Genomic DNA, 25,207 nt, shown 5'->3' with positions numbered 1-25,207 from the left:
AGTCGTCAGACAAGCTTGTCTTTTCCAGCGGCGAGCTCTGCAGCGAGGCTTTCCGGCGGCTTGGTCCAGGCTTCGTGGATGACCCACAGGTAGCGCAGAATCAGCAGGATCCCCGAGATGCCGATGGGCAGGTAGAACCAGGCCATGGGCAGACGCAGGGCGGCCGTCAGCTGTCCTCGTCCCAGGGTGTTGAAGTAGAGATCGAACCCGTAGTAGGTCAGGAAGCCGGCAAAGGCAATGCCCAGCACGGCGGCAATGATATGGAGCCAGCGATTGATGGCGGGGGGCACGAAGGCATTGAGCACATCCACAGAGATGTGAGCGCCATGGCGTACCCCCATGCTTGCTCCCACGAAACTCATGCAGATGATGGAGTAGATGACGACTTCCTCGGCCCAGAACAGGGAGCCATTGAAGCCGTAGCGATAGACGACCTGGATGGTGGTAATGATGGTCGCGATCGACATGAACGCGACCATCGCCACACTCTCCAGGAGATCAACCACCTTGTTGAGTGCTTCGAACATGGTGAGTGCACCGGGTTAGAGTGACATCGGAGTGGATGGCAGGATCAGTACTCGATGCCTACCGCGTCGTAGACCGTGTGCAGAAGCTCGGTGGTGACCACGCTCTCGTACTCCTCATGCACCGGCATGCTGGCCTGGATGAAGGCTTCGCGCGCCTCGGGAGTGATCTCGTTGATCGCGATCTCATCCTGAATGGCTTCGAGGATGGTGGCCTCGTCCCGGAGGGTCAGTTCGCGAGAGGCGGTGCGCCCGTTGTCGAAGGCCTCGAGCATGACGGCCTGCAGGTCCTCTGGCAGCGAGTCCCAGGAGTCCTGATTGATGACCGCCGCGTAGGCGTGGTAGGCGTGGTTGGTCAGCGACAGGTAGTCCTGCACCTCGTGGAAACGCATGGTGTAGATGTTGGCCAGCGGGTTCTCCTGGCCGGCGACGACCCCCTGCTGCAGACCGTTGTAAACCTCGGTGAAGGCCATGGCGGTGGCATTGGCGCCGTAGTTCTCGTAGGTAGAGATGATGATCGGGGCCTGCATGGTGCGCATGCGGATGGCGTCGAGATCCTCCGGCCCATGGATGGGTCGCACGTTGTTGGTCATGTGGCGAAAGCCGGCCCCCCAGAAGTTCACGCCATACATGTTATGGCCGTTCAGGGTGTCCAGGATCTCGCGTCCCACTTCACCATCCAGGGTCTCCACCATGGTGTCGTAGTCGGCGATCAAAAACGGCAGGTCAAGGATCTGCATGCGGGGTTCGAAGTTGCCGAGCGTGGCCGTAGGCGGGATGCCGATATCCACCAGTCCCATCTGGATCTGCTCGATGATTTCCACGTCGCCGCCGACCTGGGCCGCGGGAAGCACGTTGATCTGGATGCGTCCTTCGGATTTCTCTTCCACCTCCTCCTTGAAGCGAAGTGCTGCCTGACCGTTGGGCGTTTCCTCGATCAGAACGTGGGCGAAGCTGAGGGTGTAGTCGGCGGCCTGTGCCTGGCTCATGCCTAGAGATGCGGCGGCAATCGCCGTCACCAGTGACACCTTGATCAGTTTGCTTTTCATTGTCAGCACCTTGTGGGGTTATTGGTGTGCATTATTGAGGGGTGTTCGGCACCGGGTCGCCCCGGTGTCATCCGTACGCGGTACGGGCCCTTTCAGCCTGACGTAGCCAGGCGGAGCATGTTGCCGGCCATGCTCAGGCCGTCAGGGTTCGCAGTCTCTCGGCGACCTCGCCGTGCGTGGCGGAGGCAAGGATGGCGGAGAGGGCAAGGCGGGCCTTGCGGGCGCTCAGGTCGGTCACGGCGATGACGCCGACTGCCTCGAGGCTCGCCAGGCTGCCCAGGAATTCGTAGCTCGCATGGACGGGACCGGTGGGGCAACTGCTGACGACTGCCACTGGGATGCCTCTCGCGGTAATGCGCTGGATAACGTCCAGCCAGTCCGGCGGCACATGACCGCGCCCCAGGCCGTCGATCACCAGGCCGGCGGCGCCATTCTCCGCGGCGGCCTCGAGCAGTGCCGGTGAGGCGTCCAGATAGGCGGGCAGGATATCGACCCTGGGCAGCGTGGCGTCGTCGGGGAGCGTCAGCTCGTCCGGCCGAGCGGGATGCATCGATAGGTTCACCCGTGCCCCGTCGATATAGCCCAGAGGGCCGGTCTCGGGTGCGGCAAAACCATTCACCTGAAAGCTGCTGACCTTGCGGATTTGCCGTGCGGCAAAGATCGACTGGTTGAAGACGACCAGTGCGCCCAGGCCGCTAGCCTGATGACTGGCGGCTACCAGCACTGCGTCCGCGACATTGCGATAGGCATCCGTTCCGGGCTCGTGAGGAGCCCGCTGCGAGCCTGTCAGCACGACGGTGGGTGAGGCCGGGAGAGTGATGTCGAGGAAGTAGGCGGTCTCCTCGAGGGTGTCAGTGCCGTGCGTGATCACGATGCCCGCCACGTCGGAAGAACGGGACAGTGCCTGACATTCCTGGCGAAGGGTCATCAGGTCGTCGAGGGTAATGGCGTTGCTGGGCTTCTGCAGGAGAGAGCGAACCTCGACGTCGATGTCTGCATCTGCGGGTAGTGAGACCCAACTCATCAGGTCTTCGCCCTTCAGCTCTCCTGACCGGTTCCGGCCCGAGGCGTCCTGGCCACTGGCGATGGTTCCGCCGGTGGTGAGGACCACGATCCTGGTTCTTGTGCTGATTCTTGTCATTATTATCACCGTGTCGGGCATGGGGCCTGAAGCTTCGCTATGCCGTTTCAGTGTTCAGACATCTGATGTCTGCTGTCTGAGCTCATGCTAGACTCAATTTTGAGTCGTCTGCAAGCGGGAAATGACAGGACGTCCAAACATTCGGCATCGATAAACTGTCTGCCTTGCGAGCAATGCATTGGCAAACAACGATTTTTTCGATGCGGCACGCCATACCACTACGAGACGCCAGCATGAGCCTGAAACGCCAGCCCACACTGCCGCTCACCTCAGTCGAGAGTTTCGGCAACTCCATCGATCGCAGCTCCGTTGCCCAGCAGCTGCTTGAACGCATCAAGGGGGCATTGATTCGGGGCGAGCTTTTGCCGGGTGACTATTTGCCATCGGAAACAGAGCTGACGCAAAGCCTGGGAATCGGCAAGTCGAGCGTTCGCGAGGCCATCAAGATGCTGCAGGCCATCGGTATCGTGGAGGTCAAACGGGGTCAGGGGACCATGATATGCCGCGAGCCTGGCGACCCCCTGGTAGACCCAATGGCCTTCGGCATGATCCTGGCGCGCGGGATGACGCGAGATGTGCTCGAGTTTCGAAAGATGTTTGAGCCCGCCTATACCCTGCAGGCCATGGACAATGCCTGTCCGGAGGACCATGTCCGCATCCAGCAGAGTATCGAGGCCATGGCCTCGGCGATCGCCAACGGCGAGCAGACGGCGCGCCACGATGTCGCCTTCCACCGGGCGATACTTCATGCGACCCATAATCCGATGACGATCAGGGTAGGAGAGACGCTGCTACAGCTGATCGAAGCAGCGTTGGAAACCTCCATGCAGACCCTTCCAGAGGTAGCATTGAAGGATCATAAGGCGATTTATGCGGCCTTTCAGGCGGGGGATGAGGAAGCGGTAAAGGCCGCCATCGACGTCAGTAGCGAAAGCTGGGAAACCAATCTCACCTATGTGAGTTGACGGGATGGCGGCCGTGGCGGGTTCAGCCGATGGCGGCGACGCCGGCCTTGGCGACCTGGACGTCCTGGTCGGGCTTGACGCCGGAGATGCCAACGCTGCCGGCGACCTCACCGTCCACCAGCACCGGGACGCCGCCGGCCAGCAGCGACTGCATGGGCGCGGTAACGAAGGCGGTACGGCCGCCGTTGATCATGTCCTCGAAGGCCTGGGTCTCGCGGCGGCCGATGGCGGCGTTGCGGGCCTTCTGGGACGCCACGTCGGCGCTGAAGGGCGGCGCGTTGTCCATGCGGCGCAGGCCGAGCAGGTGGCCGCCGTCATCGGCCACGGCGATGGTAACGCCCCAGCCGTTGGCTTCGGCTTCCTGCTGGGCGGCATCCAGGATGGCGTTCACGTCGGTCAGGGTCAGTGCGGGCTTATTCTTCATGGGTATATCTCCTCAGGGGGTTAGCGATTCGTCGACGATTTCGATCCAGTGCCTGACCGGGGTTCGGTTGGCGCCGGCCAGGTGGGTCTGGCAGCCGATGTTGGCGGTGACGATCACTTCGGGGCTGCCGGCCTCGAGGTTGTCGAGTTTGTTGTCGCGCAGCTGGGTGGCGAGCTCGGGCTGGGTGATGGCGTAGGTGCCCGCCGAGCCGCAGCAGAGGTGGGCATCGGCCACCGGGGTGAGGCTGAAACCGAGCCGGGTCAGTACGGTTTCCACGGCCCCGCCGAGCTTCTGGGCGTGCTGCAGGGTGCAGGGGCAATGGAAGGCGAGGCGGCGGCCCTGTGCCACCTCGAGGCCATCGACAGCTTCGTCGCGCAGCACTTCGACCAGATCCTTGGCCAGCTCGCCCACTCGGGCGGCCTTATCGGCGTAGGCCGGGTCATCCTTGAGAATCTCGCCATACTCCTTCACGAAGGCGCCGCAGCCGCTGGCGGTCTGAACGATGGCTTCAACTCCGGCTCCACCCTCTTTCTCGATATGCGGCCACCAGGCGTCGATGTTGGCTCTTGCCCGGGCACGGCCGTCGTCATGGGCGTTCAGGTGGAAGTCGATGGCGCCGCAGCAGCCGGCCTCCGCCACCGGGGTCAGGCCGATACCGAGTCGGTCCAGCACCCTTGCGGTGGCGGCGTTGGTATTGGGAGAGAGCCCCGGCTGCACGCAACCCTCGAGGATCAGCATCTGGCGGGCATGACTCTGGCCATCGGGGCGCTTGCCGGCATTCACGGGGGCCGGAGGCAGCTTGTCCCTGAGAGCGCCGGGCACCAGCGGCCGAAAGGTCTGGCCAAGCCTGAGAAGCGCCTGGAAGCGTTTGGGCTCCACCAGCATCTTGCGCAGAGCGAAGCGCTGGGCGCGCTCCGCTGGCTTGCGAGGGACCCGGCGCTCGATCTCGGCGCGGCCGATGTCGAGCAGCTTGTGATACTCCACGCCGGAGGGGCAGGTGGTCTCGCAGTTGCGACAGGTCAGGCAGCGGTCAAGGTGCAGCCGGGTCTCCTCGGTCACCTTGTCGCTGCCCTCGGGCGCCTCGAGCATCTCCTTCATCAGGTAGATACGTCCCCGGGGGCCGTCGCGCTCGTCACCCAGCAGCTGGTAGGTGGGGCAGGTGGCGTTGCAGAAGCCGCAGTGCACGCAGCTGCGCAGCACGCGGTCGGCCTCGCGGATATGCGGCTTCTTGAGGTCTTCCTCGGTAAAGTGCGTCTGCATCTCGGCGTTTCCCCTCTGTCTCAGAATGCCGCGTATAGCCGGCCCGGGTTGAAGATCCCCTGAGGGTCAAGCTCGGCCTTGAGGTGGCGGTGGTATTTCTCGACCACCGGGGCGAGCGGGGTGAAGGGCTCCTCCACCGGCTGCCCGCTGGCGCCGCGGAAGCAAGTGGCGTGTCCTCCGGCGCGGGCGACGATCTCGCGCAGGGCTCCGGCATCCAGTCCGCTGCGCACCCAGCGCTGGGCGCCGGCCCAGTCGTAGAGCACATCGGTCTCTTCGACGTCGGGTAGCTCGAGCGGCGGGGTGTGGTTGGGCAGCGAAAGCCGCCACAGCGGCCGGGTGTCCTCGGCGTTGAAGAACGCCAGGCGCTGTTCGCGGAGAGACTCCCAGAAATCGTCCTTGAGCTCGTCGCCGCCAAGCCGCTCGGCGGTGGCGGCCACCGAGCTCGGCCCGCCCTCAAGCCGCAGGTGCAGGGCGCCATCCAGCCAGGCGGCGGCGGTGATGGGCACCGGTTGACGGCCCCACTCGGAGAATTTCTCCAGGGCCTCGGTCAGCGGCATGTCCAGGTGCAGGCTGCGGCTGGCGCCGGGCAGCGGCAGCACCTTCATGGAGACCTCGGTGAGCAGCCCCAGGGTGCCCTGGGCACCGACCATGAGGCGAGAGAGGTCATAGCCGGCCACGTTCTTCATCACCTGGCCACCGAAGCGTTGCTCGCTGCCCTGGCGGGTAATGAGCCGCGTGCCCAGCACGAAGTCGCGCACGCTGCCGGCCCAGGGGCGTCGTGGTCCGGAGAGGCCGGTAGCAATCATGCCGCCGACCGTGGCGTTCTCGCCGAAGTGGGGCGGTTCGCAGGGCAGCATCTGACCATTGGCGGCCAGGGCGGATTCCAGCTCACGCAGCGGGGTGCCGGTGCGTACCGAAACGATCAGCTCTACCGGGTCGTACTCGGTGATGCCGTGGTGCTCGCGGGTCGAGAGCGTCTCGCCTTCGACCGGGCGACCATAGAACGCCTTGGTGTCGCCACCGACAATGCGCAGAGGCGTGCCCTCGGCCTCGGCACGGCGTATGCGGTCTGTCAGCGCTTCGCTGGCGTCATGGCCGGGAATGTCGTGATGGGGGGTATCGTGAGTGGTCACCATAGTGTCCTGTCTCTCAGCCGTGGCTCTTCTGGGCCTGGGTCTGGGCGGGTGCGTCGGGGGCGCTCTTGGTCAGGCGGAACTCGGAGCAGCGAGCCGGGGTAGGGATATTCTTGCCCGGGTTGAGCAGCTCGTCGGGGTCGAAGGCGCGCTTTGCCGCCCGGAAGGTCACAAGCTCGCCGGGGCTGAACTGCACGCACATCTGATGGATCTTCTCACGGCCCACGCCATGCTCGCCGGTGATGGTGCCGCCTACCTCGACGCACAGCTCGAGAATGCGGCTGCCGAGTTCCTCGGCGCGTTCGAATTCGCCAGGCTGGTTGGCATCAAAAAGAATCAGCGGGTGCATGTTGCCGTCGCCGGCGTGGAAGACGTTGGCCACGCGCAGGCCATACTCCTCGCTGAAGTCGTTGATGCCCTTGAGCACCCGGGCCAGCTCGCGGCGGGGAATGGTGCCGTCCATGCAGTAGTAGTCCGGCGACATGCGGCCCACCGCCGGGAAGGCATTCTTGCGCCCGGCCCAGAAGAGCGCGCGCTCGGCCTCATCGCGTGCCAGCTGGATGCCGGTGGCGCCGGCCTCTTCCAGCACCCGGCGTACCGTGGCGCAATCATCATCCACATCTGCCTCGACGCCATCCAGCTCGCAGAGCAGGATGGCCTCGGCTTCCACCGGGTAGCCGGCGTCGATGAAGTCCTCGGCGGCGCGGATCGCCAGGTTATCCATCATCTCCAGGCCGCCGGGGATGATGCCCGCGGCGATGATGGCGCCCACGGCGTTGCCGGCCTTTTCGATGTCGTCAAAGCTGGCCATCAGCACCTTGGCGCTCTCCGGCTTGGGCAGCAACTTGACGGTGATTTCGGTGACCACCCCGAGCATGCCTTCGGAGCCGGTGAAAAGCGCCAATAGATCGAACCCGGGTGCATCCATGGCGTCCGAGCCCAGGGTCATGTGCTCGCCTTCAATGGTCAGCACGTCGACCTTGATAACGTTGTGGACGGTGAGACCGTATTTCAGGCAGTGCACGCCCCCGGCATTTTCGGCCACGTTGCCGCCGATGGAACAGGCAATCTGCGACGAGGGGTCCGGAGCATAGTAGAGGCCGTGGGGAGCCGCCGCCTCGGAGATGGCCAGGTTGCGCACCCCGGGCTGGACACGGGCGGTGCGCGCATCAGGGTCGATCTCGAGGATGCGGTTGAAGCGAGACAGCACCAGCAGCACACCGTGCTCCAGTGGCATGGCGCCGCCGGATAGGCCGGTGCCGGCGCCGCGGGTCACCACCGGCACGCCCAAAGCGGAGCAGCGCTGGAGCAGGGTTTTGACCTGCTCGAGGGTCTCGGGAAGAGCGACCAGCATCGGCAGGGCGCGGTAGGCGGAAAGACCGTCGCATTCGAAGGGGCGTAAGTCCTCCTCGCGGTGCAGCAGGGTCATCCCGGGCAGGGCCTGCCGGAGATCGGCCAGCACCTCGGACTGGTCGCGCCCGGCTTGGCCGCCATCGAGTCTAGGGTCGAAGTGGGTATTCATGGTGACTCCTGAGCGAGAGGGACATCACTTGAGTTTAGGGTCAATTTTATGGAAAGAATTTCTATAAATCCATGGAAATTTTTTTCATAAAGCTTGCTTGAGCTATGATGGATCGAGAAATGACCGGGCCCCGCCGATGATCGGCGAGGCCCGGAGGACGTCATGCTCTTGCCATCATCCTGCCCGCATCAGCGGATCGGAGATGCCCATCACATAGAAGGCCACCAGCGCGAGAATGCCGGAGAACACCAGGTAGTAGATGGTCGGTAGAATGGTCTTGCGGATGGTGATGCCTTCGCGGCCAAGCAGGCCTACGGTGGCAGACGCTGCGACCACGTTGTGGATGGCGATCATGTTACCCGCTGCAGCGCCCACGGCCTGCAGTGACACCATCATGGCGGTGGAGACACCCAGCTGCTGCGCCACGTTGAACTGGAAGTCGGACAGCATCAGGTTGGACACGGTGTTGGAACCGGCGATAAAGGCCCCCAGGGCACCCACGGCCGGAGCGAAGAACGGATAGACGCCGCCCACGCTGTCAGCCACAAACTGCGCCATGGACACCGGCATGGAAACCAGGTCCGCCCCGTTGACGCCGGAGTTGATCAGGATCCGCACCATCGGGATGGTGAAGATAAGCACGAAGCCGGCACCGAGAATGGTCTTGGAGGATTCGCTGAAGGCGGCCCCCAACTCACCCAGGCGCATGCGGTGAAGCAGGGCGGTGAGCAGCACTACCATCAGCAGGATACCCCCTGGCAGGTAGAGCGGCTGGATGGCACCGGAGACCCCGGCTTCACCCAGGATGTTGCTCCAGCCGATGGAAATCGAGGTGAGCGCATTTTTGAACGGCTCAACGGTGCGAGAGGCCACCAGGATCACTGCCAGAAGCACATAGGGAACCCAGCCCATGAGGGTGGAAATGGGCGCCTTGCCGGCAATATCATCCAGCTTGATTTCCAGCTTGCCGATCCACTCGTCGGGCCAGGACGTCTTGTCCGGGAATTCCCAGACGTCCTTGGGAATCAGGAAGCCCTTGCGTGCCGCCGGCACAACGATAGCCAGACCCACCATGGCACCGATCATCGACGGGAATTCCGGGCCGAGCAGAACACCTGCCAGCATATAGGGGACCACGAAGGCCACGCCGGCGAAGATCGCAAAGGGGGCGATGGAGAGGCCTTCCTTCCAGGACTTATTCGCGCCAAAGAACTTGACCATGATGATCACCATGATCAGCGGCATCAGAACGCCAACGATACCGTGGATCACGGCCACCTCGGCGGCGATCAGGCGGAAATATTCCATCCAGGTATAGCCGCCGGTTTCCAGGGCCTCAGTGATGCCGATGCGGTCCAGGCCCCCGGTGACGCCCACCACGATGGGGGTGCCCACGGCGCCGAAGGAGACCGGAGTGGACTGAATCATCATGCCAACGACCACGGCGGCCAACGCCGGGAAGCCAAGCGCTACCATCAGTGGGGCGGCAACGGCGGCGGGTGTGCCGAAACCGGAAGCGCCTTCGATAAAGCAGCCGAACAGCCAGGCGACGATGATCGCCTGGACGCGGCGGTCCGGGCTGATACCGGAAAAGCCATTGCGGATCGCGGTGATGCCGCCAGAGTGCTTCAGTGTGTTGAGCAGCAGAATGGCACCGAAGATGATCCATAGAATCGCTATGGTGAGAATCAGCCCCTGAAGGGTTGACGCCAGTACCCGGTTGAAGCTCATGTCCCAGGCGAACAGGGCGATGAGGGCGGTGACCACGTAGACCACCGGCATGGCAGTCTTTGCCGGCATTCGCAGGCCGATCAGCAGTACACCGGCCAGCACCAGAGGCGTGAAGGCCAGCAGTGCAAGTAGGGTGTTATTCATGAGGCAGGTTTCCCCTCGACTGTTGTGGTGGTGTTGTCCGCAATGAGGTGGCACGACTCCGCCTGCCTAAGGCGCAGCGGATGCGCGAAAGATACGCCCTGGAAGCGTTGGTTCGCCAGCCGTGGAGAATTGGTATTACCAATGCTCTGCTGGGTTCCAAACGGCCCGTGTTAAAAAAATGTCTTTTTCAACAATAGGTTGTTTTATTGTGCCCCGGTTTCGGAAAGAAACGGTGCTTTCCGGCTATAGACTAAAAGACAAAGCGACGACGCCTTGGTCTGTTCCGACAACCTGCATGACAGGGCAAGCCAAAGGCTGGCAAGCTGTTTTGTTTATGCCGACTGAAACGGGAGAATGTCATGACACGGGTGCTCTATGATCTTTGCGGTATCGACGAGGGGCTGCGTTTCTCGCCCTATTGCTGGCGCGTTCGCTACGCCCTTGCCCACAAGGGACTTGAGGTAGAGACCCGTCCCTGGCGCTTCAATGACAAGGCGGCGTTGGCCTTCGCCGACCATGACAAGGTGCCGGTTCTCGTCGATGGCGATGCGGTCATTACCGATAGCTATGAGATTCTTCGCTACCTTGATCGCACCTACCCCGAGGCTCCTCTGCTCGGCGATGGCGTTGCCGAGGGGCGGGCCAGCTTTCTCAAACACTATACCGAGCGCGCCCTGCAGCCGGCGATGCTGCGCACCATTGTCATGGACCTGCTCAATGCCATTCACCCCGATGACCGCGACTATTTTCGCGAGACCCGAGAGCAGCGTATGGGCCGAACCCTCGAGGAATTTCATTCTCCGGCGAAGGGGCTTGCCCAACTCGATGCCGCCCTGGAGCCTCTGCGTGGCCGTCTGAAGGAGTCGGACTATATCGACGGAGAGGCGCCGGCGGCAGGGGACTATCTGGTGTTCGGCAGCTTCATGTGGGCACGTTGCGTGTCGAGTGCCGACCTGGTCTCCAACGCCGACCCCGTGTATCGCTGGCTGGAACGTATGCTCGACCAGCACAACGGCCTGGGTCGCGGGGCCATGCGCATCACCGATGTGGAGGGTTCCTACCGCTGACAGGCCACGACGTCTGCTGTTGAGATGGCGCCCGCTCATCACCGGGCTCCATCTTCAGGGATGCGCTCGGGATATGCGCTCGGGGGACGAAGAAAATGGTCCGGCACCATGTTGCGCTGCACAAAACTGACTGCTATGTTGCATTGCAGCGCAGGGCGAAACGTCCTGTCCTTCCAAGCTTGTCTTCCCAAGTTAGATGGAGGTGTTCCATGACCAAGGCAACCACCAAGAAAGCCACTGATACATTCGAGGGCCTGTTAGTCGAGCCGGCACGCGCCTACGGCTCACTGACTCTGGAGTATTACGAGAAGCTGATGGCCGCCCAACTTGAGGCTACGCGCCGCTATGCCGACTTCGGCCTGGCCCAGGCCCGCGCCTGGATCGATGTGCGTGATGCCGAGGGGCTCAAGAAGGTGATGGAGGAGCAGCAGAAGGTGGCTCAGGATCTGGCAGATCATCTCAAGGCCGATGCCGAGAAGCTCTCCGGCCTGAGCCAGGACTACGTGCAGAAGAGTCAGAAGCTGGTCGAAGAGAGTATGAAATCTGCGACTGAAGCCGCCAAGTAATCGGCGAAAAAGCAGCGAGTTTCACAGGAGTATCGCCGGTCGCTGAATCACAAGAGCCGCCCTGATCAGGGCGGCTCTTGTCGTATGCAGCCAGCGTATCAGACTTGCTCAGGGTGCATTCTCACCAAGCAGGTGGACCACCTCTTCATCCTGCACCTGACCGAAGTCGGCGAAGAACTGGCCGACTGCACTGAAGCGGTCGGGAGCCTCCGGGCAGACGACCTCGTCGGCCAGGGCCTCGAATCGAGCCAGGGTGTCTAGCGGTGCGACTCCGATGGCGGCGATGAGCCGTGCTGGATCGCGCTGGCGCAGGGTGGCCAGCGCCGCCGCCATGGTGGCTCCGGTGGCACTGCCGTCGTCCACCACCACTACGACCCGGCCGGCCGGATCGATGGGTGAACGCACCGGTGTGTAGCGCCTTCGGCGATCTTCGATCAACTCGCGTTGCCGGTCGATCTCCCGGGCCAACCACTCCTGGCGGCATCGCCGGGCCTCCTCTTCCAGGTGCACGCTACCGTCCTCGCTCACTGCGCCGATGGCGAACTCGGGGTTGCCCGGGGCACCGATCTTGCGCACCAGCACCACGTCGAGCTCTCCTTCCAGGGCATCGGCGATCACCCGCCCCATGGGCACGCCGCCGCGGGGGATGGCCAGCACCAGCGGTTTCACCCCCTTCAAATGGCCCAGAGCCTCGGCCAGGCGTCTGGCCGCATCGAGTCGATCTCGGTACATGTCGGTATTCCCGCAGGGACACAGGTAAAGTCTAGCCGAGAGGAGGGCCGCGCAAGCGACCGCGCCGCCGGGACCAGCGGCGGCGCGAGGGGTGCCAGGGGTCATATCATCCTCAGGGGTTGGACTTGACCTTCTCGCTCCTGGTCGCGATGACATCCTCTGGCTCGGGCTCTACCCGACTCGGTTTGCCTGGCAGAACGGCATCCAGCAGCAGAGCCGCCAGGGCCGCCGGCACCAGGCCGGACTTGAGCAGCAGACCGAGCTGACCGGGCATGGTCTCGGAGATTGCCTCCACGGCGGGCAGGCCAATCCCCAGGCTCAGCGAAACGGCGATGATCAGCATGGCGCGCTGGTCGAGCTCGCACTCCTGGATGATCTTGAGGCCCGCCGAGGCGATCATGCCGAACATCACGATGCCGGCGCCGCCCAGCACAGCGTGGGGCATGGCGGCCACCAGACCGCCCAGCTTGGGGAATAGTCCCATGCAGATCAGCAGGATGCCGCCGATGGTCACCACGTGGCGGCTGACCACGCCGGTCAGGGTGATCAGGCCAACGTTCTGGGCATAGGCGGTGTTGGGCAGCGTGTTGAAGAGAGCGGCGAAGGAGGTGGCCACACCATCGGCCATCACGCCGCCGGAAAGCTCACTATCCTTGGCCTGACGTCCGGCGCCACCGATGGTGATGGCGGAGATGTTGCCGATGGTCTCCAGGCCCACCACGAACATGATCAGCGTCATGCCGATAATGGCGCTCAGGTGGAATTCCAGGCCGTACTGCAGGGGCTTGGGAAATGCGAACCAGGCGGCGTCGCCGACGCTGGAGAAGTCCACCATCCCCAGGGCAATGGCCAGCAGGTAGCCGCTGGTCAGGCCGATCAGGATGGAGGCGGCCTTGAGGAAGCCGCGGCCGAACTGGTGCACGAGGATGGTGACCACCAGGACGAACAGCGCCAGGCCCAGGTTGGTGGGGGAGGCGAAATCGGGGTTGCCTATGCCGCCTGCAGCATAGTTGAGGCCCACCGGCATCAGGATGATACCGATCAAGAGCACCACGATGCCGGTCACCACCGGAGAGAACCAGTGGCGGATCTTCTTCAGATAGGCACCCAGCCCCACCTGCAAGACACCGGCCACCAGGGAGGCGCCCAGCACGGCGGCCAGTCCGAAGGTGCCGGCCAGTGGCAATGCCACCGGCAGGAAGCCGAAGCTGGTGCCCTGGACGATGGGCAGGCGGGCACCGATGGGGCCGATACCGATGGTTTGAATGAGGGTGGCAATGCCGGCTACGAAGAGCGCGACCTGAATCAGGAAGATCTGTTCACCGGTAGTGGCGCCGATGACGCCAGCGATGATGATCGGCGGCGTCACGTTGCCGGCGAACATCGCCATGATGTGCTGGATCCCTAATGGAATCGCCTTGGTCAGCGGCGGCATGGCGTCCGGGTCCCGGTTGATGGTCCGGGAGGGGTTGGTTTCTGGATGGGGAGCGGAACGGGGTCTGGTCATGGTCGGGCTCGCAGCGTGTGTTGTTGTAGGTGCTGGGCGTGCGGGTCTTGAGGTTCAGCTCTTCGCGCTAGCCTGCAGGCGAAACAGGGCGATGCGATTGATCTGTTCGACGGCGGTGCGGCGCTCCTTCGCCGGATCGTTCTCCAGGCGTACCTCGAAGGCGTCGAGGATGGCAAAGCGATCGCTGCCCTTCACCGCCATCACGAAGGGAAAGCCGAACTTCGCCTTGTAGGCCGCGTTGAGTCGCTCGAAGCGGGCCATCTCCTCGGGAGAGCACTGGTCCAGGCCCGCGCCCGCCTGCTCGCGGGTGGAGTCGTCGGTCAGCTCGCCGGCAACTGCCGCCTTGCCGGCGAGGTCCGGGTGAGCGCGAATCACGGCGAGCTGGCTGTCGGCATCGGCCTCGGCGAGCATCCGGCCCATCACCGCCGCCAGGTTCTCGGGCGTATCGTGGCGCTCGTCCAGCCTGCTCTCCCAGGCCCGTTCGGCCACCCAGGGAGAGTGCTCGTAGATGTCGCCGAAGCCGGCGATGAAGCTGGCCTTGTCCAACCGGCTGGGACGCGGGGTCAGGGTGCGGTGGGTCATGGTCGGTCTCCCGGTTCTCGGTGGTCAGGATGATGTCTTCCCATCAATGTATACAAAAAATATTTTGAAATGTACTCCATATAAGTCTAAAAATGTCCCCACTGAGATTCGCGGCATTCATGGAACAGTCCATGGAACGGTTGATGGATCGGTCACATAGAACAACAGGAGACGGAACATGGGACGCTTGACCACCCACGTGCTCGATACTGCCCAGGGTCGCCCCGGCAGGGGGATCCGTATCGAGGTATACCGCCTGGCGGGCAAGGCGCGAGAGCGCCTCAAGGAAGTCACCACCAACGATGATGGCCGCTGCGATGCGCCGATCCTCGAGGGGAACGAATTCACCGCCGGCGAGTACGAGCTGGTCTTCCACGCCGGCGACTACCTTCGCCAGCAGGGCATCACGGCGGAGGAGCCGCGCTTTCTGGACGTGATCCCGCTGCGTTTCGGCGTGGCCGATGCCGAAGCTCACTACCACGTGCCGCTGCTGCTCTCGCCTTACGGGTACTCCACCTACCGTGGCAGCTGAGGATTCGGCCCTTCGCCATTTCCATAACAACTTCCATAACAACATGCGCTAGACGAGGCATCCCCCGATGCAAGCCTATCTGCTGGACTTTGCCAACTTCATGCTGCGCTGGCTGCACGTCATCGCGGCCATCGCCTGGATCGGCGAATCGATCTACTTCGTGATGCTCGACAACGGCCTGCGCGTTCCCAAGGCTGCCGAGGACCGCGACAAGGGGGTGTTCGGCGAGATGTGGGCGGTGCACGGCGGCGGCTTCTACCACAACCAGAAGTACGCCACGGCTCCCGCCAAGCTGCCCGCGGACCTGCACTGGTCGTTCTGGAAGGCCTACACCACCTGGCTGTCGGGCTTCGCCCTGTTCATCCTGCTCTACATGGCCAACCCGAGCTTCTACCTGGTCAACCCCAATGCCAGCTGGGAGTGGGCGGCCAGCATGAGCGGCTGGCAGGCCAACGTGATGGCGCTGCTGTTCCTTCTCGGCGGCTGGGTGGTCTACAACGAGCTGTGCAAGCGCCTCAGCCCCAACATGGAGCGAGACGGGGTGCTTAGCCTGGCTGTCGCCGTGATGATGGTGGTGGTGGCTTACCTGAGCACCCAGATGTTCTCCGGCCGCGCGGCTTTCCTGCTCACCGGTGCGGTGATGGCGACGGCCATGTCGGCCAACGTGTTCTTCTGGATCATTCCCGGCCAGCGGCGCATGGTGGCGGCGATTAAGGCCGGCGAGACGCCCAACCCGCTGGATGGCAAGCGCGGGAAGCAGCGCTCGGTGCACAACACCTACTTCACCCTGCCGGTGGTGCTGCTGATGATCAGCAACCACTACTCCTTCGCCTACTCCCACGAGCTGGCGTGGGTAATCATGTCGCTGTTTATCTTCGCCGGGGCCCTGATCCGGCAGTTCTTCGTGCTGATGCACGCCGGCAAGATCCAGCCGGCCTACCCGGTTGCGGGTACCGCGCTGATCGCCGTGGCGTTCTGGGTCGCCGCCCCTTCCCCATCGCCCGCCGCCGATCCGGATCGCGCCGCGGTCGGCCTCGAGCAGGCCCATGCCATCGTCGAGACCCGCTGCGCGGCCTGCCACGCCAGCCAGCCGAGCCAGCCCGGCTTCAACGCGCCGCCGGCCGGGGTCGCCTATGACTCACCGCAGCAGACCGCCGCCCAGCGTGCCCAGATTCAGCAGGTGGTGTCCAGCGGCTACATGCCGCTGGGCAACATGACCGGCATGACCGACGAGGAGCGCATGGCCATCGCTGCCTGGGCTGAGTGAGCCAGACGCCTTTCTGTCATGCCCCCGACGCCCCTTCCTTCGGCGGGTCGTCGGCGCCGTTGGCGTCGTCGGTGGGCAAGCAAGTGTATACAATATGATCCACCAGGCACCGCAGGAGACGAGCCTTCATGAACCAGCGTGAGACCGTGGCCGAACGCGGGCCGTCCTCATCGCGCCGCGGGAAGGGCGGTGACGGAGCCGAGCGTCACGAGGTGATATACCGTTCGATCAGCGATGCGATCATCGAACATCGCCTCAAGCCCGGTTCCCGATTGCGCGAGGATGCTCTCGCCGAGGTGTTTGGCGTCAGCCGCACCGGCATTCGCAAGATCCTGCAACGCCTGGCCATGGAGCAGTTGGTCACCCTGACCCCAAGGCGCGGCGCCAGCGTCACCCGCCCCACGGCCGACGAGGCAAAGGACGTCTTCGATGCCCGCCAGATGATCGAGTGCGGCCTGATGCGAGAGGTCGCACGGCGCATCACGCCCGATAACGCGGCGGTGCTGCGCAGTCTGTCAGCACGTGAGCAGCAGGTGGTGCGTGACGGTGATCACAGCGCGGGCATCCGGCTCTCTGCCGAATTCCATTCTCGTCTGGCCAGGATCTCCGGCAACGCCACCCTGGCCGATTTCGTCGAGCGCCTCTGTTTCCGCTCATCGCTGATTCTTGCCGTCTATGGCAACCCCATACGCCTCGGTTGTGAAACCCACGACCATGATGCATTGATTGCCCTTCTGGAACATGGCGAGGGAGACAGAGCTGAAGCCCTCATGTCCAGACACCTGGATGCCGTGGAGGCCACCCTCTCCATGGTCGAGGAAGAGGATGAAACGCCGGATTTGCATACTATCTTCTCCCACTGACGTTGGCGGCTAGTCCAGGACGATATTCTCCGCGGGTCGGTCTTGCGGCAGATTGACCGCAAGGGTGCATTTTCTGTATACAAAATTGTCGTGCGAGGAGTTCAATTTGCGTGATCTACCAACAACAGAGTGACGCCATGACCTCTTCCAGCTATCCCCGTGATCTGATCGGCTATGGACGCAACCCGCCCCATGCCAACTGGCCGGGCCGGGCGAAGATTGCCGTGCAGTTCGTGCTCAACTACGAGGAGGGCGGTGAGAACTGCGTGCTGCACGGCGATGCCGGCTCCGAGCAGTTCCTCTCCGAGATCATCGGGGCTCCGGCCTTTCCGGATCGCCACCTGAGCATGGAGTCCATCTATGAGTACGGCTCCCGGGCGGGTGTCTGGCGAATCCTGCGCGAGTTCGAGCGCCGCGGCCTGCCGCTCACGGTGTTCGGCGTGGCCATGGCGCTGGAGCGCCACCCCGAGCTAGCCCACGCCTTCAAGGAGTTGGGCCACGAGGTCGCCTGTCATGGCTACCGCTGGATCCACTACCAGGAGTTGCCCGAGGAGGTCGAGCGCGAGCACCTCCACAAGGCCATGGCGATCTTCCAGCGTCTCTATGGCGAGAAGCCGCTGGGCTGGTACACCGGCCGCGACAGCCCCAATACCCGTCGCCTGGTGCTTGATGAGGGAGGCTTCCTCTACGACAGCGACTATTACGGCGATGACCTGCCTTTCTGGACGCGTGCCTCCGACAGCCAGGGCGTCGAGCACGACCACCTGATCGTCCCCTATACCCTGGACACCAACGACATGCGCTTCGCCGCGCCCCAGGGCTTCAATACTGCCGACCACTTTTACACCTACCTGCGTGACGCCTTTGACGTGCTCTATGCCGAGGGCGAGGAGTCACCGAAGATGCTCTCCATCGGCATGCACTGTCGCCTGCTGGGTCGCCCGGGTCGCTTCCGTGCCCTGCAGCGCTTCCTCGATCATATCGAGGCTCACGACCGGGTGTGGGTGGCGCGCCGGGTGGATATCGCCCGCCACTGGGTGGAGCACCATCCGGCGCCAAGAGCCTGAGGACATTTCTTGAAACAGCGCACCTACTACGCTCCGACAGGGGGGCACCCGCCCCAGACCCAGCTGCTCTCCGACAGGGCGGTGTTTACCGAGGCCTACGCCTTCATCCCCAAGGGGGTGATGCGCGACATCGTCACCAGCAACCTGCCGTTCTGGGAGAAGACCCGGCTGTGGGTGCTGGCGCGCCCGCTCTCCGGCTTTGCCGAGACCTTCTCCCAGTACATCATGGAGGTTGCCCCCGGCGGCGGAAGTGAGCGCCCCGAGCTCGACCCCGAGGCTGAAGGGGTAGTCTTCGTGGTGGAGGGCGAGCTGTCTCTGAGCCTTGCCGGCGAGCGTCACCGCCTGTTGCCCGGCGGCTACGCCTTTCTTCCGCCGGGAAGTCGTTGGCAGGTCAAGAACGAATCCGACGCTCCGGTGCGCTTTCACTGGGTGCGCAAGGCCTACGAGCGTGTCGAGGGCATCGAGGTGCCTGAGGTCTTCGTCACCAACGAGAACGACATCGCACCCAGCGAGATGCCGGGCACCGAGGGGCGCTGGGCGACTACCCGCTTCGTGGACCCCGGTGACGTTCGCCACGACATGCACGTCAATATCGTCACTTTCCAGCCCGGCGCGGTGATTCCCTTCGACGAGACCCACGTCATGGAGCACGGCCTCTACGTGCTGGAAGGCAAGGCGGTCTATCACCTCAACCAGGATTGGGTGGAGGTCGAGGCCGGCGATTTCATGTGGCTGCGTGCCTTCTGCCCCCAGGCCTGCTATGCCGGTGGTCCGGGGCCATTCCGCTACCTGCTCTATAAGGACGTCAACCGCCATGCGGCCCTGCGTCTGGGTAGCCGCTGACAGGAGATCGACATGCTGGAATTGAAAGCCGAGCCGCTGACGGCCGAGTCCTTCGCCCCCTTCGGCGAGGTCATCGACGCGCGCGAGTCCGACTGGTTCCCCATCAACGCCGGGCGCACTCGGCGCCACCATGACCTGGCCAGGGTCGAGGCACTGGGCGAGGGAGCGCGGACGCTGATCAGCATCTTTGTCAGCCAGCCGGTGACAGTGCCGCTGGAGCTCGGCTTCCTGGAGCGCCACCCTCTGGGCAGCCAGGCCTTTATGCCGCTGCATGAAGAGAGGTTCCTGGTGGTGGTTGCGCCGCCGGGCAACGAGATCGACCCCGTCGAGGTGCGCGCCTTCGTTACCGACGGTCGACAGGGGGTGAACTACCACGCAGGGACCTGGCACGCTGTTCAATCGGTGCTGGAGCGGGAAGGGGAATTCCTGGTGGTCGACCGCGGTGGGGAAGGGCACAACTGCGACGAGTTTTCGTTGCCTTTGCGCATCATCCTGTGATTGGTGCACTGGCCTGGACCCGTACGATTACCTGTCACGCAATGACGCGTATACTTTTCATCAGTCGCACGACCGGCATATGCAGACCGGTCCGATGCGCACCAATGTCAACGATTTACGTGCCATTCTGGCCCTGCCGAGGACTCCATGACGCTTCCCCCCCACGCCCTCCTGCATGACCCCATTCGCCGCACCAAGATCGTCGCCACCCTGGGCCCGGCCAGCGACCGCGAGGGCGTGCTGGAGGCCATGATCGCGGCCGGCGTCGACGTGGTCCGCCTCAACTTCTCCCACGGCAGCCCCGACGACCATCGCCAGCGCCTGGTGCGGGTCCGCGAGATCGCCGACCGCCTGGGCCGAAGCGTCGCCGCACTCGGCGACCTGCAGGGCCCCAAGATTCGCATCGCCCGCTTCAGTCAGGGCGCCGTCGAGCTGTCGGCAGGCGCGCCCTTCGTGCTCGATATGGCACTCGATGGCCATGCCGGCGATGCCTCCCGGGTCGGCTGCGACTATCAGCAGCTGATCGACGACGTCGCCCCGGGCGATCGCCTGCTGCTCGACGACGGCCGGGTGGTGCTCGATGTCACCGCTATCCGGGGCCGCGAGATCCACACCACCGTGGTGGTGGGCGGCAAACTCTCCAACAACAAGGGCATCAACAAGCAGGGCGGCGGCCTCTCGGCGCCGGCGCTCACCGACAAGGACCGCGCGGATCTCACCACCGCCGTCGAGATCGGCGTCGACTACCTGGCGGTGTCGTTTCCGCGCAGCGCCGCCGACATGCAGGAGGCCCGCGCGCTGCTTGGCGAGGCCGGGGCCGAGATCGGCCTGGTGGCCAAGCTGGAGCGCGCCGAGGCGGTGGCCGATGAGGCCACCCTGGACGGCATCATCGAGGCCTGCGAGGCGGTCATGGTGGCCCGCGGCGATCTCGGCGTGGAGATCGGCGATGCCAAGCTGATCGGCATGCAGAAGCGCATCATCAAGCGTGCCCGCACGCTGAACCGCGCGGTGATCACCGCCACGCAGATGATGGAGTCGATGATCGAGTCGCCGCTGCCCACCCGGGCCGAGGTGTTCGACGTGGCCAACGCGGTGCTCGACGGCACCGACGCGGTGATGCTCTCCGCCGAGACCGCCGCCGGCGACTTCCCGGTGGAGACCATCGAGGCCATGGATCGGGTCTGCCTGGGCGCCGAGCGCGAGAAGATCGCCCAGGAGTCCGGCCACCGCATTCACGAGGGCTTCTCGCGGATCGACGAGACCATCGCGCTCTCCGCCATGTATGCCGCCAACCACCTGTCGGGCGTGGCCGCCATCGCCTGCATGACCTCCACCGGCTACACGCCGCTGATCGCCTCGCGCATCAGTTCGGGGCTGCCCATTGTCGGCCTGGCCCACAGTCCGGTGGCCCAGCGGCGCATGGCGCTCTACCGCGGGGTGGTCTCGCTGCCCTTCGACACCCGCAACATGACCCCCCTCGAGCTCAACGAGCGAGCGCTGTCGCTGCTGGTGGAGAAGGGCATCGCCGCCTCCGGCGATCATGTGATCCTGACCCGCGGCGACCACATGAACGCCCACGGCGGCACCAACACCCTGAAGATTCTCGACGTGAACGAAAGCCACGACATCTGATCCTGTATACAGGATCCCTTCACCATGTGGCCCGGTGCAGGGAAACGTGCGAAGGTGCTTCCGGGCGACTCGGGGGAGTGAAATGAGCAGGACCTGGAAGGAAGACGTGGAGGCCGCCGTCCTGGCAGGCGGGAAGATCAGCGACCGGGATATCGTCGACCGGGTGCGGCACGCGGTGCTGACCCAGCGGCTGCCGCCGGGGACACGGCTTCCGGAGGTGTCGCTGGGCGAGATCTTCGGGGTGAGCCGGTCGGTGGTGCGCCGGGCCCTGACGCGTCTGGCTGCCGACCATGTCATCGACCAGCGCCCCAACCAGGTGGCCCGCATCCGAGCGCCGAGCATCGCCGAGACCCACGAGACCTTCGCCGCCCGTCGCCTGGTGGAGGGCGAAGTCGTCGCGCTGCTGGCCGGCCGGGTGGATGCCGAGTCGCTGGATGGCCTGGTTCGGGAAGCAGCGAGCGAGGCCCAGGCCCACGCTCGGCAGGACGAGCCGGCGCGCATCGAGCACTCCCTGGCGCTTCACCATTGCCTGGCCGACCTGTCGCCCAATCGGGTGCTCGGCGCCATGCTCACCGACCTGATCCTGCGCACATCCATCGTCATCGCTCTTTACAAGGGGGCCTCGCTGGCCTCGTGCTATCTGGCGGAGGACCATCCGCGACTGCTGGAGGCGCTGCGCGACGGCGACGCAGAGGGGGCTCGGAGCGCAGTGGTGAAGCATCTGGATAACCTGCTGAATCTCCTTGACCTGGGCCCTCGTGACACCGAGACCGACCTCAAGGCGATCTTCGGTGCCGCCACGGCATAGGTCTGACGCCTGATTCCGGCTTGACCTCGGTCAGTAGCGCCTGCCGGCGTTGGCTCATGGTCTTGTGGTGCCCCTGCACGCTGACTGACAATGCCTTCACTCCTCTCGGGTTCCGGAGATTTCAATGCGTTCACGATGTGCGGCCTGGCTGCTCGGCCTGGCACTGTTCCTTCCCGCGACCCTGCTCAAGGCCGACGTTCCCACCGTGGCGGCGGCGTCGGACCTGCAGTTCGCGCTGACGGAGGCCGCCGAGCGATTCCGCGACGAAACCGGCCGGGAACTGCGCCTGAATTTCGGCTCTTCCGGCAACTTTCGCCGCCAGATCGCTCAGGGCGCGCCCTTCGAACTCTATCTTTCCGCCGACGAGGCCTATGTGCTGGCGCTCCACGAGGAGGGGTACACCGAGGACGAGGGGACGGTCTATGCCATCGGCCGGCTGGCGTGGATGCAGCGCCCGGGCCGCAATGATCTGACGGGGGAAGATGCCCCCCTGGCTGCGGTACGCGAGGCGATTGCCGCCCACGGGGCGGGGCAGGGGCGACCGCGCATCGCCCTGGCCAATCCGGAGCATGCCCCGTATGGCGTCGCTGCCAAGCAGGCCCTTGAACATGCCGGCCTGTGGGAAGAGACCGCGCCTCTGCGCATCCTCGGCGAGAATGTTTCCCAGGCCGCCCAGTTCGCGCTCACCAGCGACGCCCGCGGCGGACTGGTGGCCTGGTCCCTGGCGCTGGCCCCGACACTCGCCGAGCGCAGCGACCACGTGCTGATTCCCGAGGCCTGGCATGCCCCGCTGGTGCAGCGCATGGTGCTGGTGAAGGAGGCCGGCGAGACCGCACGGGCCTTTTACGTCTGGCTGCAGGAGGAGGAGGCCCGGGCCGTCCTGGCCGACTACGGTTTTCGTCTGCCAGGCCAAGATGCGCAACCCGCCGATGAGGGAGTCACCACGCCCTGATGGACTGGACGGCCCTCTCGGTCTCGCTGCGCCTGGCCGCCTTCACCTGCCTGCTGCTGTTGCCGGTGGGGCTGTGGCTGGGGCGCACCCTGGCCACAACCCGTTTTCGCGGCAAGCCGCTGTGCGAGGCGCTCGTTGCGCTGCCACTCGTCATGCCGCCCACGGTACTGGGCTTCTACCTGATGCAGTCTTTCGGCGTCGAGACGCCCGTCGGCAGCCTGTGGCAACGCCTCTTCGGAACGGGGCTCAACTTCACCTTCAGCGGCATCCTGCTCGCCTCGCTGGTGGCCAACCTGCCCTTCGCCGTGCAGCCGATCCAGCGTGCCTTCGAGACGGTGCCGGCCAACCTGCGCGAGGCGGCCTGGTGCAGCGGACTCTCCCCCTGGCAGACCTTCCTGCGCATCGAGCTGCCGCTGGTGTGGCCGGGGATCATCTCCGCCCTGGCGCTCACTTTCGCTCATACCCTGGGCGAGTTCGGGGTGATCCTGATGGTCGGCGGCGCCATCGATGGCGAGACCCGCACCCTGGCCATCGCCATCTACGATCGGGTGCAGGCCTTCGATGAGGCGGGGGCTGGCATCATGTCGGCGATGCTGCTGCTGGTCTCCTTCCTCACCATCGGCGTGGTCTATGGCCTGGCGGGCCGTCGCAGGTGGCGCCGTGCCTGAGTCTTCCGAACTGCCCTCGCGGCTGTCGGTGAGCCTTCACCAGCCAGGCCCCATACCGCTGGACGCCGATTTCCACTGCGAGGCCGGCGAACTGCTCGCTCTGGTGGGACCCTCCGGCAGCGGCAAGACCACCCTGCTGCGCGCCATCGCTGGCCTCTACCGCCCAATATCCGGGCGCATCGACTGCGGTGGCGAGGCCTGGTTCGATGCGGGGCGCAGGCTCTCTCTGTCGCCCCAGCATCGCCGGGTCGGCCTGGTATTCCAGGACTACGCGCTTTTTCCCCACCTCACCGCCCTGGGCAATGTCATGGTGGCCCTGGACCCCTTGCCGCCTCGGGAGCGACGCGAGCAGGCGATGGCATGGCTCTCTCGGGTACGCCTCGATGGATTGGCCGACCGGCATCCTGCACAGCTCTCCGGGGGCCAGCGTCAACGGGTGGCGCTGGCCCGCGCCCTGGCGAGAAGTCCTCGGGTACTGCTGCTTGATGAACCCTTCTCGGCGGTGGATCAGGTCACTCGGCGACGCCTGCAGCGCGAGCTGGCGATGCTGCGCGAGCAGATCCGTATCCCCATCGTGCTGGTGACCCATGACCTCGACGAGGCCGCGGCTCTGGCCGATCGTCTCTGCGTGCTGCATGGCGGGCGCAGCTTGCAGGCAGGGCCGCCGGAGGCCCTTTTCCGCCGCCCCGCCTCGCCGGAGGTCGCCCGTGTGCTGGACCGCCAGAACCTCTTTGAAGGCGAGGTGATTGAGGAAGACGGCGAGCAGCGCCTTGCCTGGGGACCCTGGCGGCTGGAGGTGGCCGAGGGCCTGGAGGCGCTGTCCCTCGGTGAACGGGTGAGCTGGTACCTGCCGCCCTCCGATGTGGTGTTGCATCGACGCGGCAGACCCTCCCAGGGAGAGCGGGAGAATCCGGTTCAGGCGAGAGTCGAGACACTGGTGGTGCTAGGCGGAGTGACCGCTGTTACGCTGGCCTTCGACCATACTGAACGTACCCTTAGCTTCGAGATTGCCACCCATGCCGCGCGTCGCAACGACCTGGCTCGGGGAGAGTCCGTGCAGGTCTCGCTGCTGGCGGCGGGAATTCACCTGATGCCGGCGCAGGACCTGCCGGATGATGCGAGGACGATGAGATGATGCGTGCACGGCAGTGGATCGGCGCCCTGGCGCTGCTGGTGAGTGTCCCGACATTGGCGGCCGACGAAGAGCGCGAGTCCGAGGTTGCCGTGACGCTACCGCTGGTGGTGCATGCCGTCGAGGGGCCGCAGCCGTTTGACGTCGAGGTGGCGCGCACCATTCCCGAACGCAGCCGAGGCTTGATGGAGCGCGACCACCTGGACGAGAACGCCGGCATGCTATTTCTCTACCGGGAGTCCCAGTCGCCCCGCAACGGCTTCTGGATGTATCGCACCCGAATACCCCTGGATATCGCCTTCATTGGCGAGGACGAGCGCATCGCCGCCATCTTCACCATGTGGCCCTGTGGCTCCGCCAACCCCGCTGAGTGCCCGGTCACCTACCCTGGGGTATCTTACCGGATGGCGCTGGAGGTCAACGCTGGCCTCTTCGAGCGCCGGGGCATCGCGGAGGGAGACTGCGTCAGCTGGCCCGGCAGCGCCGGCCATTGCCTGCTGGCGTCGAGCGATGATGCGATGCCCTCGGCACACGACGAATAGGGGAGGGCGACCGGGCTATCATTCAGCGCCGCGCCTCGTAGAATATTCCCTGTCGA

At 64.6% G+C, this 25,207-nt stretch carries 27 protein-coding genes; 16 read left to right on the top strand and 11 right to left on the bottom strand.

Annotated features, from left to right (window positions below; all coding sequences use genetic code 11):
* Positions 1 to 5: 5 nt before the first annotated feature.
* The 3 genes from ACFODV_RS00705 to ACFODV_RS00695 all read right to left on the bottom strand — a co-directional run bounded on the left by ACFODV_RS00705 (position 6) and on the right by ACFODV_RS00695 (position 2,714).
* Positions 6 to 527 carry a TRAP transporter small permease gene (locus tag ACFODV_RS00705; RefSeq protein ID WP_379753125.1) on the bottom strand — a complete coding sequence of 174 codons (522 nt, stop codon included), beginning with the start codon at positions 525 to 527 and terminating at the stop codon, positions 6 to 8.
* A gap of 44 nt (positions 528 to 571) precedes the next feature.
* Complete coding sequence (locus ACFODV_RS00700) at positions 572 to 1,573, bottom strand: TRAP transporter substrate-binding protein (RefSeq protein WP_379753122.1); 1,002 nt, start codon at positions 1,571 to 1,573, stop codon at positions 572 to 574.
* A 133-nt stretch (positions 1,574 to 1,706) separates the two neighbouring features.
* Positions 1,707 to 2,714, bottom strand: a complete 1,008-nt coding sequence (locus ACFODV_RS00695; protein ID WP_379753119.1) for an asparaginase — start codon at positions 2,712 to 2,714, stop codon at positions 1,707 to 1,709.
* Between the two features lie 233 nt (positions 2,715 to 2,947).
* Between ACFODV_RS00695 and ACFODV_RS00690 the strand changes: the two genes are divergently transcribed.
* On the top strand, positions 2,948 to 3,679 hold the full coding sequence (locus tag ACFODV_RS00690; RefSeq protein WP_379753116.1) for a FadR/GntR family transcriptional regulator: 732 nt from the start codon (positions 2,948 to 2,950) through the stop codon (positions 3,677 to 3,679).
* Between the two features lie 22 nt (positions 3,680 to 3,701).
* Here ACFODV_RS00690 and ACFODV_RS00685 read toward each other — a convergent pair whose 3' ends face one another.
* The 5 genes from ACFODV_RS00685 to ACFODV_RS00665 form a co-directional block, all read right to left on the bottom strand.
* Positions 3,702 to 4,103, bottom strand: coding sequence for a GlcG/HbpS family heme-binding protein (locus tag ACFODV_RS00685; protein WP_379753113.1), 402 nt, complete (start codon positions 4,101 to 4,103; stop codon positions 3,702 to 3,704).
* A gap of 12 nt (positions 4,104 to 4,115) precedes the next feature.
* The gene (gene glcF, locus ACFODV_RS00680; RefSeq protein ID WP_379753111.1) at positions 4,116 to 5,363 is read right to left on the bottom strand and encodes a glycolate oxidase subunit GlcF; all 1,248 of its coding nucleotides are present in this window, start codon (positions 5,361 to 5,363) and stop codon (positions 4,116 to 4,118) included.
* A gap of 20 nt (positions 5,364 to 5,383) precedes the next feature.
* Positions 5,384 to 6,496 (bottom strand): glycolate oxidase subunit GlcE, encoded by a 1,113-nt coding sequence (glcE, locus tag ACFODV_RS00675; protein WP_379753108.1) that lies wholly within the window; start codon positions 6,494 to 6,496, stop codon positions 5,384 to 5,386.
* Between the two features lie 16 nt (positions 6,497 to 6,512).
* Positions 6,513 to 8,018 carry a glycolate oxidase subunit GlcD gene (gene glcD, locus ACFODV_RS00670; RefSeq protein ID WP_379753105.1) on the bottom strand — a complete coding sequence of 502 codons (1,506 nt, stop codon included), beginning with the start codon at positions 8,016 to 8,018 and terminating at the stop codon, positions 6,513 to 6,515.
* A 174-nt stretch (positions 8,019 to 8,192) separates the two neighbouring features.
* Entirely contained in the window at positions 8,193 to 9,893 is a 1,701-nt protein-coding gene (locus ACFODV_RS00665; RefSeq protein ID WP_379753102.1) for an L-lactate permease, read from the bottom strand.
* 359 nt (positions 9,894 to 10,252) lie between these two features.
* Here ACFODV_RS00665 and ACFODV_RS00660 point away from each other — a divergent pair, with 359 nt between their 5' ends.
* Both ACFODV_RS00660 and ACFODV_RS00655 read left to right on the top strand, forming a co-directional pair.
* Positions 10,253 to 10,960 carry a glutathione S-transferase N-terminal domain-containing protein gene (locus ACFODV_RS00660; protein ID WP_379753099.1) on the top strand — a complete coding sequence of 236 codons (708 nt, stop codon included), beginning with the start codon at positions 10,253 to 10,255 and terminating at the stop codon, positions 10,958 to 10,960.
* Between the two features lie 209 nt (positions 10,961 to 11,169).
* Positions 11,170 to 11,526: a phasin family protein gene (locus ACFODV_RS00655; RefSeq protein WP_379753096.1), complete on the top strand. Its 357-nt coding sequence runs from the start codon at positions 11,170 to 11,172 to the stop codon at positions 11,524 to 11,526.
* A gap of 108 nt (positions 11,527 to 11,634) precedes the next feature.
* Here ACFODV_RS00655 and ACFODV_RS00650 read toward each other — a convergent pair whose 3' ends face one another.
* From ACFODV_RS00650 to uraD, 3 genes are all read right to left on the bottom strand, one after another.
* On the bottom strand, positions 11,635 to 12,258 hold the full coding sequence (locus tag ACFODV_RS00650) for a phosphoribosyltransferase (protein ID WP_379753093.1): 624 nt from the start codon (positions 12,256 to 12,258) through the stop codon (positions 11,635 to 11,637).
* Positions 12,259 to 12,370: 112 nt separating this feature from the next.
* Entirely contained in the window at positions 12,371 to 13,765 is a 1,395-nt protein-coding gene (locus tag ACFODV_RS00645) for a uracil-xanthine permease family protein (protein WP_379753090.1), read from the bottom strand.
* 54 nt (positions 13,766 to 13,819) lie between these two features.
* Positions 13,820 to 14,347 (bottom strand): 2-oxo-4-hydroxy-4-carboxy-5-ureidoimidazoline decarboxylase, encoded by a 528-nt coding sequence (gene uraD / locus ACFODV_RS00640; protein ID WP_379753087.1) that lies wholly within the window; start codon positions 14,345 to 14,347, stop codon positions 13,820 to 13,822.
* 178 nt (positions 14,348 to 14,525) lie between these two features.
* Between uraD and uraH the strand changes: the two genes are divergently transcribed.
* The 13 genes from uraH to ACFODV_RS00575 all read left to right on the top strand — a co-directional run bounded on the left by uraH (position 14,526) and on the right by ACFODV_RS00575 (position 25,151).
* Positions 14,526 to 14,879, top strand: coding sequence for a hydroxyisourate hydrolase (gene uraH, locus ACFODV_RS00635; RefSeq protein ID WP_379753084.1), 354 nt, complete (start codon positions 14,526 to 14,528; stop codon positions 14,877 to 14,879).
* 67 nt (positions 14,880 to 14,946) lie between these two features.
* Positions 14,947 to 16,146 (top strand): urate hydroxylase PuuD, encoded by a 1,200-nt coding sequence (locus ACFODV_RS00630; protein WP_379753081.1) that lies wholly within the window; start codon positions 14,947 to 14,949, stop codon positions 16,144 to 16,146.
* A gap of 128 nt (positions 16,147 to 16,274) precedes the next feature.
* On the top strand, positions 16,275 to 17,009 hold the full coding sequence (locus ACFODV_RS00625; protein WP_379753077.1) for a GntR family transcriptional regulator: 735 nt from the start codon (positions 16,275 to 16,277) through the stop codon (positions 17,007 to 17,009).
* A 137-nt stretch (positions 17,010 to 17,146) separates the two neighbouring features.
* A complete protein-coding gene (gene puuE, locus ACFODV_RS00620) occupies positions 17,147 to 18,076 on the top strand; it encodes an allantoinase PuuE (protein ID WP_379753295.1) in 930 nt (309 codons plus the stop codon).
* Between the two features lie 9 nt (positions 18,077 to 18,085).
* Entirely contained in the window at positions 18,086 to 18,919 is an 834-nt protein-coding gene (locus ACFODV_RS00615; protein WP_379753074.1) for a bifunctional allantoicase/(S)-ureidoglycine aminohydrolase, read from the top strand.
* Positions 18,920 to 18,931: 12 nt separating this feature from the next.
* Positions 18,932 to 19,417 (top strand): ureidoglycolate lyase, encoded by a 486-nt coding sequence (locus ACFODV_RS00610; RefSeq protein WP_379753071.1) that lies wholly within the window; start codon positions 18,932 to 18,934, stop codon positions 19,415 to 19,417.
* Positions 19,362 to 19,568 carry an MOFRL family protein gene (locus ACFODV_RS00605; protein ID WP_379753068.1) on the top strand — a complete coding sequence of 69 codons (207 nt, stop codon included), beginning with the start codon at positions 19,362 to 19,364 and terminating at the stop codon, positions 19,566 to 19,568. The genes ACFODV_RS00610 and ACFODV_RS00605 overlap by 56 nt, the downstream gene beginning before the upstream one ends.
* Positions 19,565 to 21,049 (top strand): pyruvate kinase, encoded by a 1,485-nt coding sequence (gene pyk, locus ACFODV_RS00600; protein ID WP_379753065.1) that lies wholly within the window; start codon positions 19,565 to 19,567, stop codon positions 21,047 to 21,049. The genes ACFODV_RS00605 and pyk overlap by 4 nt, the downstream gene beginning before the upstream one ends.
* Before the next feature lie 82 nt (positions 21,050 to 21,131).
* A complete protein-coding gene (locus tag ACFODV_RS00595) occupies positions 21,132 to 21,857 on the top strand; it encodes a GntR family transcriptional regulator (RefSeq protein ID WP_379753062.1) in 726 nt (241 codons plus the stop codon).
* A 124-nt stretch (positions 21,858 to 21,981) separates the two neighbouring features.
* Positions 21,982 to 22,809: a molybdate ABC transporter substrate-binding protein gene (modA, locus tag ACFODV_RS00590; RefSeq protein ID WP_379753059.1), complete on the top strand. Its 828-nt coding sequence runs from the start codon at positions 21,982 to 21,984 to the stop codon at positions 22,807 to 22,809.
* Positions 22,809 to 23,477 (top strand): molybdate ABC transporter permease subunit, encoded by a 669-nt coding sequence (modB, locus tag ACFODV_RS00585; protein WP_290788002.1) that lies wholly within the window; start codon positions 22,809 to 22,811, stop codon positions 23,475 to 23,477. The genes modA and modB overlap by 1 nt, the downstream gene beginning before the upstream one ends.
* The gene (locus ACFODV_RS00580) at positions 23,470 to 24,612 is read left to right on the top strand and encodes an ABC transporter ATP-binding protein (RefSeq protein WP_379753055.1); all 1,143 of its coding nucleotides are present in this window, start codon (positions 23,470 to 23,472) and stop codon (positions 24,610 to 24,612) included. The genes modB and ACFODV_RS00580 overlap by 8 nt, the downstream gene beginning before the upstream one ends.
* Positions 24,609 to 25,151, top strand: a complete 543-nt coding sequence (locus tag ACFODV_RS00575; protein WP_379753051.1) for a DUF192 domain-containing protein — start codon at positions 24,609 to 24,611, stop codon at positions 25,149 to 25,151. The genes ACFODV_RS00580 and ACFODV_RS00575 overlap by 4 nt, the downstream gene beginning before the upstream one ends.
* The last annotated feature ends 56 nt before the right edge of the window (positions 25,152 to 25,207 follow it).

It is taken from the genome of Halomonas tibetensis (assembly GCF_042643535.1).
GTDB lineage: Bacteria > Pseudomonadota > Gammaproteobacteria > Pseudomonadales > Halomonadaceae > Halomonas > Halomonas tibetensis.
This window is presented reverse-complemented; position numbering and strand designations above follow the sequence as displayed.

Bases quoted from the DNA above. Each gene is read 5' to 3' on its own strand.
- ACFODV_RS00705 (WP_379753125.1), bottom strand. From the start codon at position 527: ATGTTCGAAGCACTCAACAAGGTGGTTGATCTCCTGGAGAGTGTGGCG.
- ACFODV_RS00700 (WP_379753122.1), bottom strand. From the start codon at position 1,573: ATGAAAAGCAAACTGATCAAGGTGTCACTGGTGACGGCGATTGCCGCC.
- ACFODV_RS00695 (WP_379753119.1), bottom strand. From the start codon at position 2,714: ATGACAAGAATCAGCACAAGAACCAGGATCGTGGTCCTCACCACCGGC.
- ACFODV_RS00690 (WP_379753116.1), top strand. From the start codon at position 2,948: ATGAGCCTGAAACGCCAGCCCACACTGCCGCTCACCTCAGTCGAGAGT.
- ACFODV_RS00685 (WP_379753113.1), bottom strand. From the start codon at position 4,103: ATGAAGAATAAGCCCGCACTGACCCTGACCGACGTGAACGCCATCCTG.
- glcF (WP_379753111.1), bottom strand. From the start codon at position 5,363: ATGCAGACGCACTTTACCGAGGAAGACCTCAAGAAGCCGCATATCCGC.
- glcD (WP_379753105.1), bottom strand. From the start codon at position 8,018: ATGAATACCCACTTCGACCCTAGACTCGATGGCGGCCAAGCCGGGCGC.
- ACFODV_RS00665 (WP_379753102.1), bottom strand. From the start codon at position 9,893: ATGAATAACACCCTACTTGCACTGCTGGCCTTCACGCCTCTGGTGCTG.
- ACFODV_RS00660 (WP_379753099.1), top strand. From the start codon at position 10,253: ATGACACGGGTGCTCTATGATCTTTGCGGTATCGACGAGGGGCTGCGT.
- ACFODV_RS00655 (WP_379753096.1), top strand. From the start codon at position 11,170: ATGACCAAGGCAACCACCAAGAAAGCCACTGATACATTCGAGGGCCTG.
- ACFODV_RS00650 (WP_379753093.1), bottom strand. From the start codon at position 12,258: ATGTACCGAGATCGACTCGATGCGGCCAGACGCCTGGCCGAGGCTCTG.
- ACFODV_RS00645 (WP_379753090.1), bottom strand. From the start codon at position 13,765: ATGACCAGACCCCGTTCCGCTCCCCATCCAGAAACCAACCCCTCCCGG.
- uraD (WP_379753087.1), bottom strand. From the start codon at position 14,347: ATGACCCACCGCACCCTGACCCCGCGTCCCAGCCGGTTGGACAAGGCC.
- uraH (WP_379753084.1), top strand. From the start codon at position 14,526: ATGGGACGCTTGACCACCCACGTGCTCGATACTGCCCAGGGTCGCCCC.
- ACFODV_RS00630 (WP_379753081.1), top strand. From the start codon at position 14,947: ATGCAAGCCTATCTGCTGGACTTTGCCAACTTCATGCTGCGCTGGCTG.
- ACFODV_RS00625 (WP_379753077.1), top strand. From the start codon at position 16,275: ATGAACCAGCGTGAGACCGTGGCCGAACGCGGGCCGTCCTCATCGCGC.
- puuE (WP_379753295.1), top strand. From the start codon at position 17,147: ATGACCTCTTCCAGCTATCCCCGTGATCTGATCGGCTATGGACGCAAC.
- ACFODV_RS00610 (WP_379753071.1), top strand. From the start codon at position 18,932: ATGCTGGAATTGAAAGCCGAGCCGCTGACGGCCGAGTCCTTCGCCCCC.
- pyk (WP_379753065.1), top strand. From the start codon at position 19,565: ATGACGCTTCCCCCCCACGCCCTCCTGCATGACCCCATTCGCCGCACC.
- ACFODV_RS00595 (WP_379753062.1), top strand. From the start codon at position 21,132: ATGAGCAGGACCTGGAAGGAAGACGTGGAGGCCGCCGTCCTGGCAGGC.
- modA (WP_379753059.1), top strand. From the start codon at position 21,982: ATGCGTTCACGATGTGCGGCCTGGCTGCTCGGCCTGGCACTGTTCCTT.
- modB (WP_290788002.1), top strand. From the start codon at position 22,809: ATGGACTGGACGGCCCTCTCGGTCTCGCTGCGCCTGGCCGCCTTCACC.
- ACFODV_RS00575 (WP_379753051.1), top strand. From the start codon at position 24,609: ATGATGCGTGCACGGCAGTGGATCGGCGCCCTGGCGCTGCTGGTGAGT.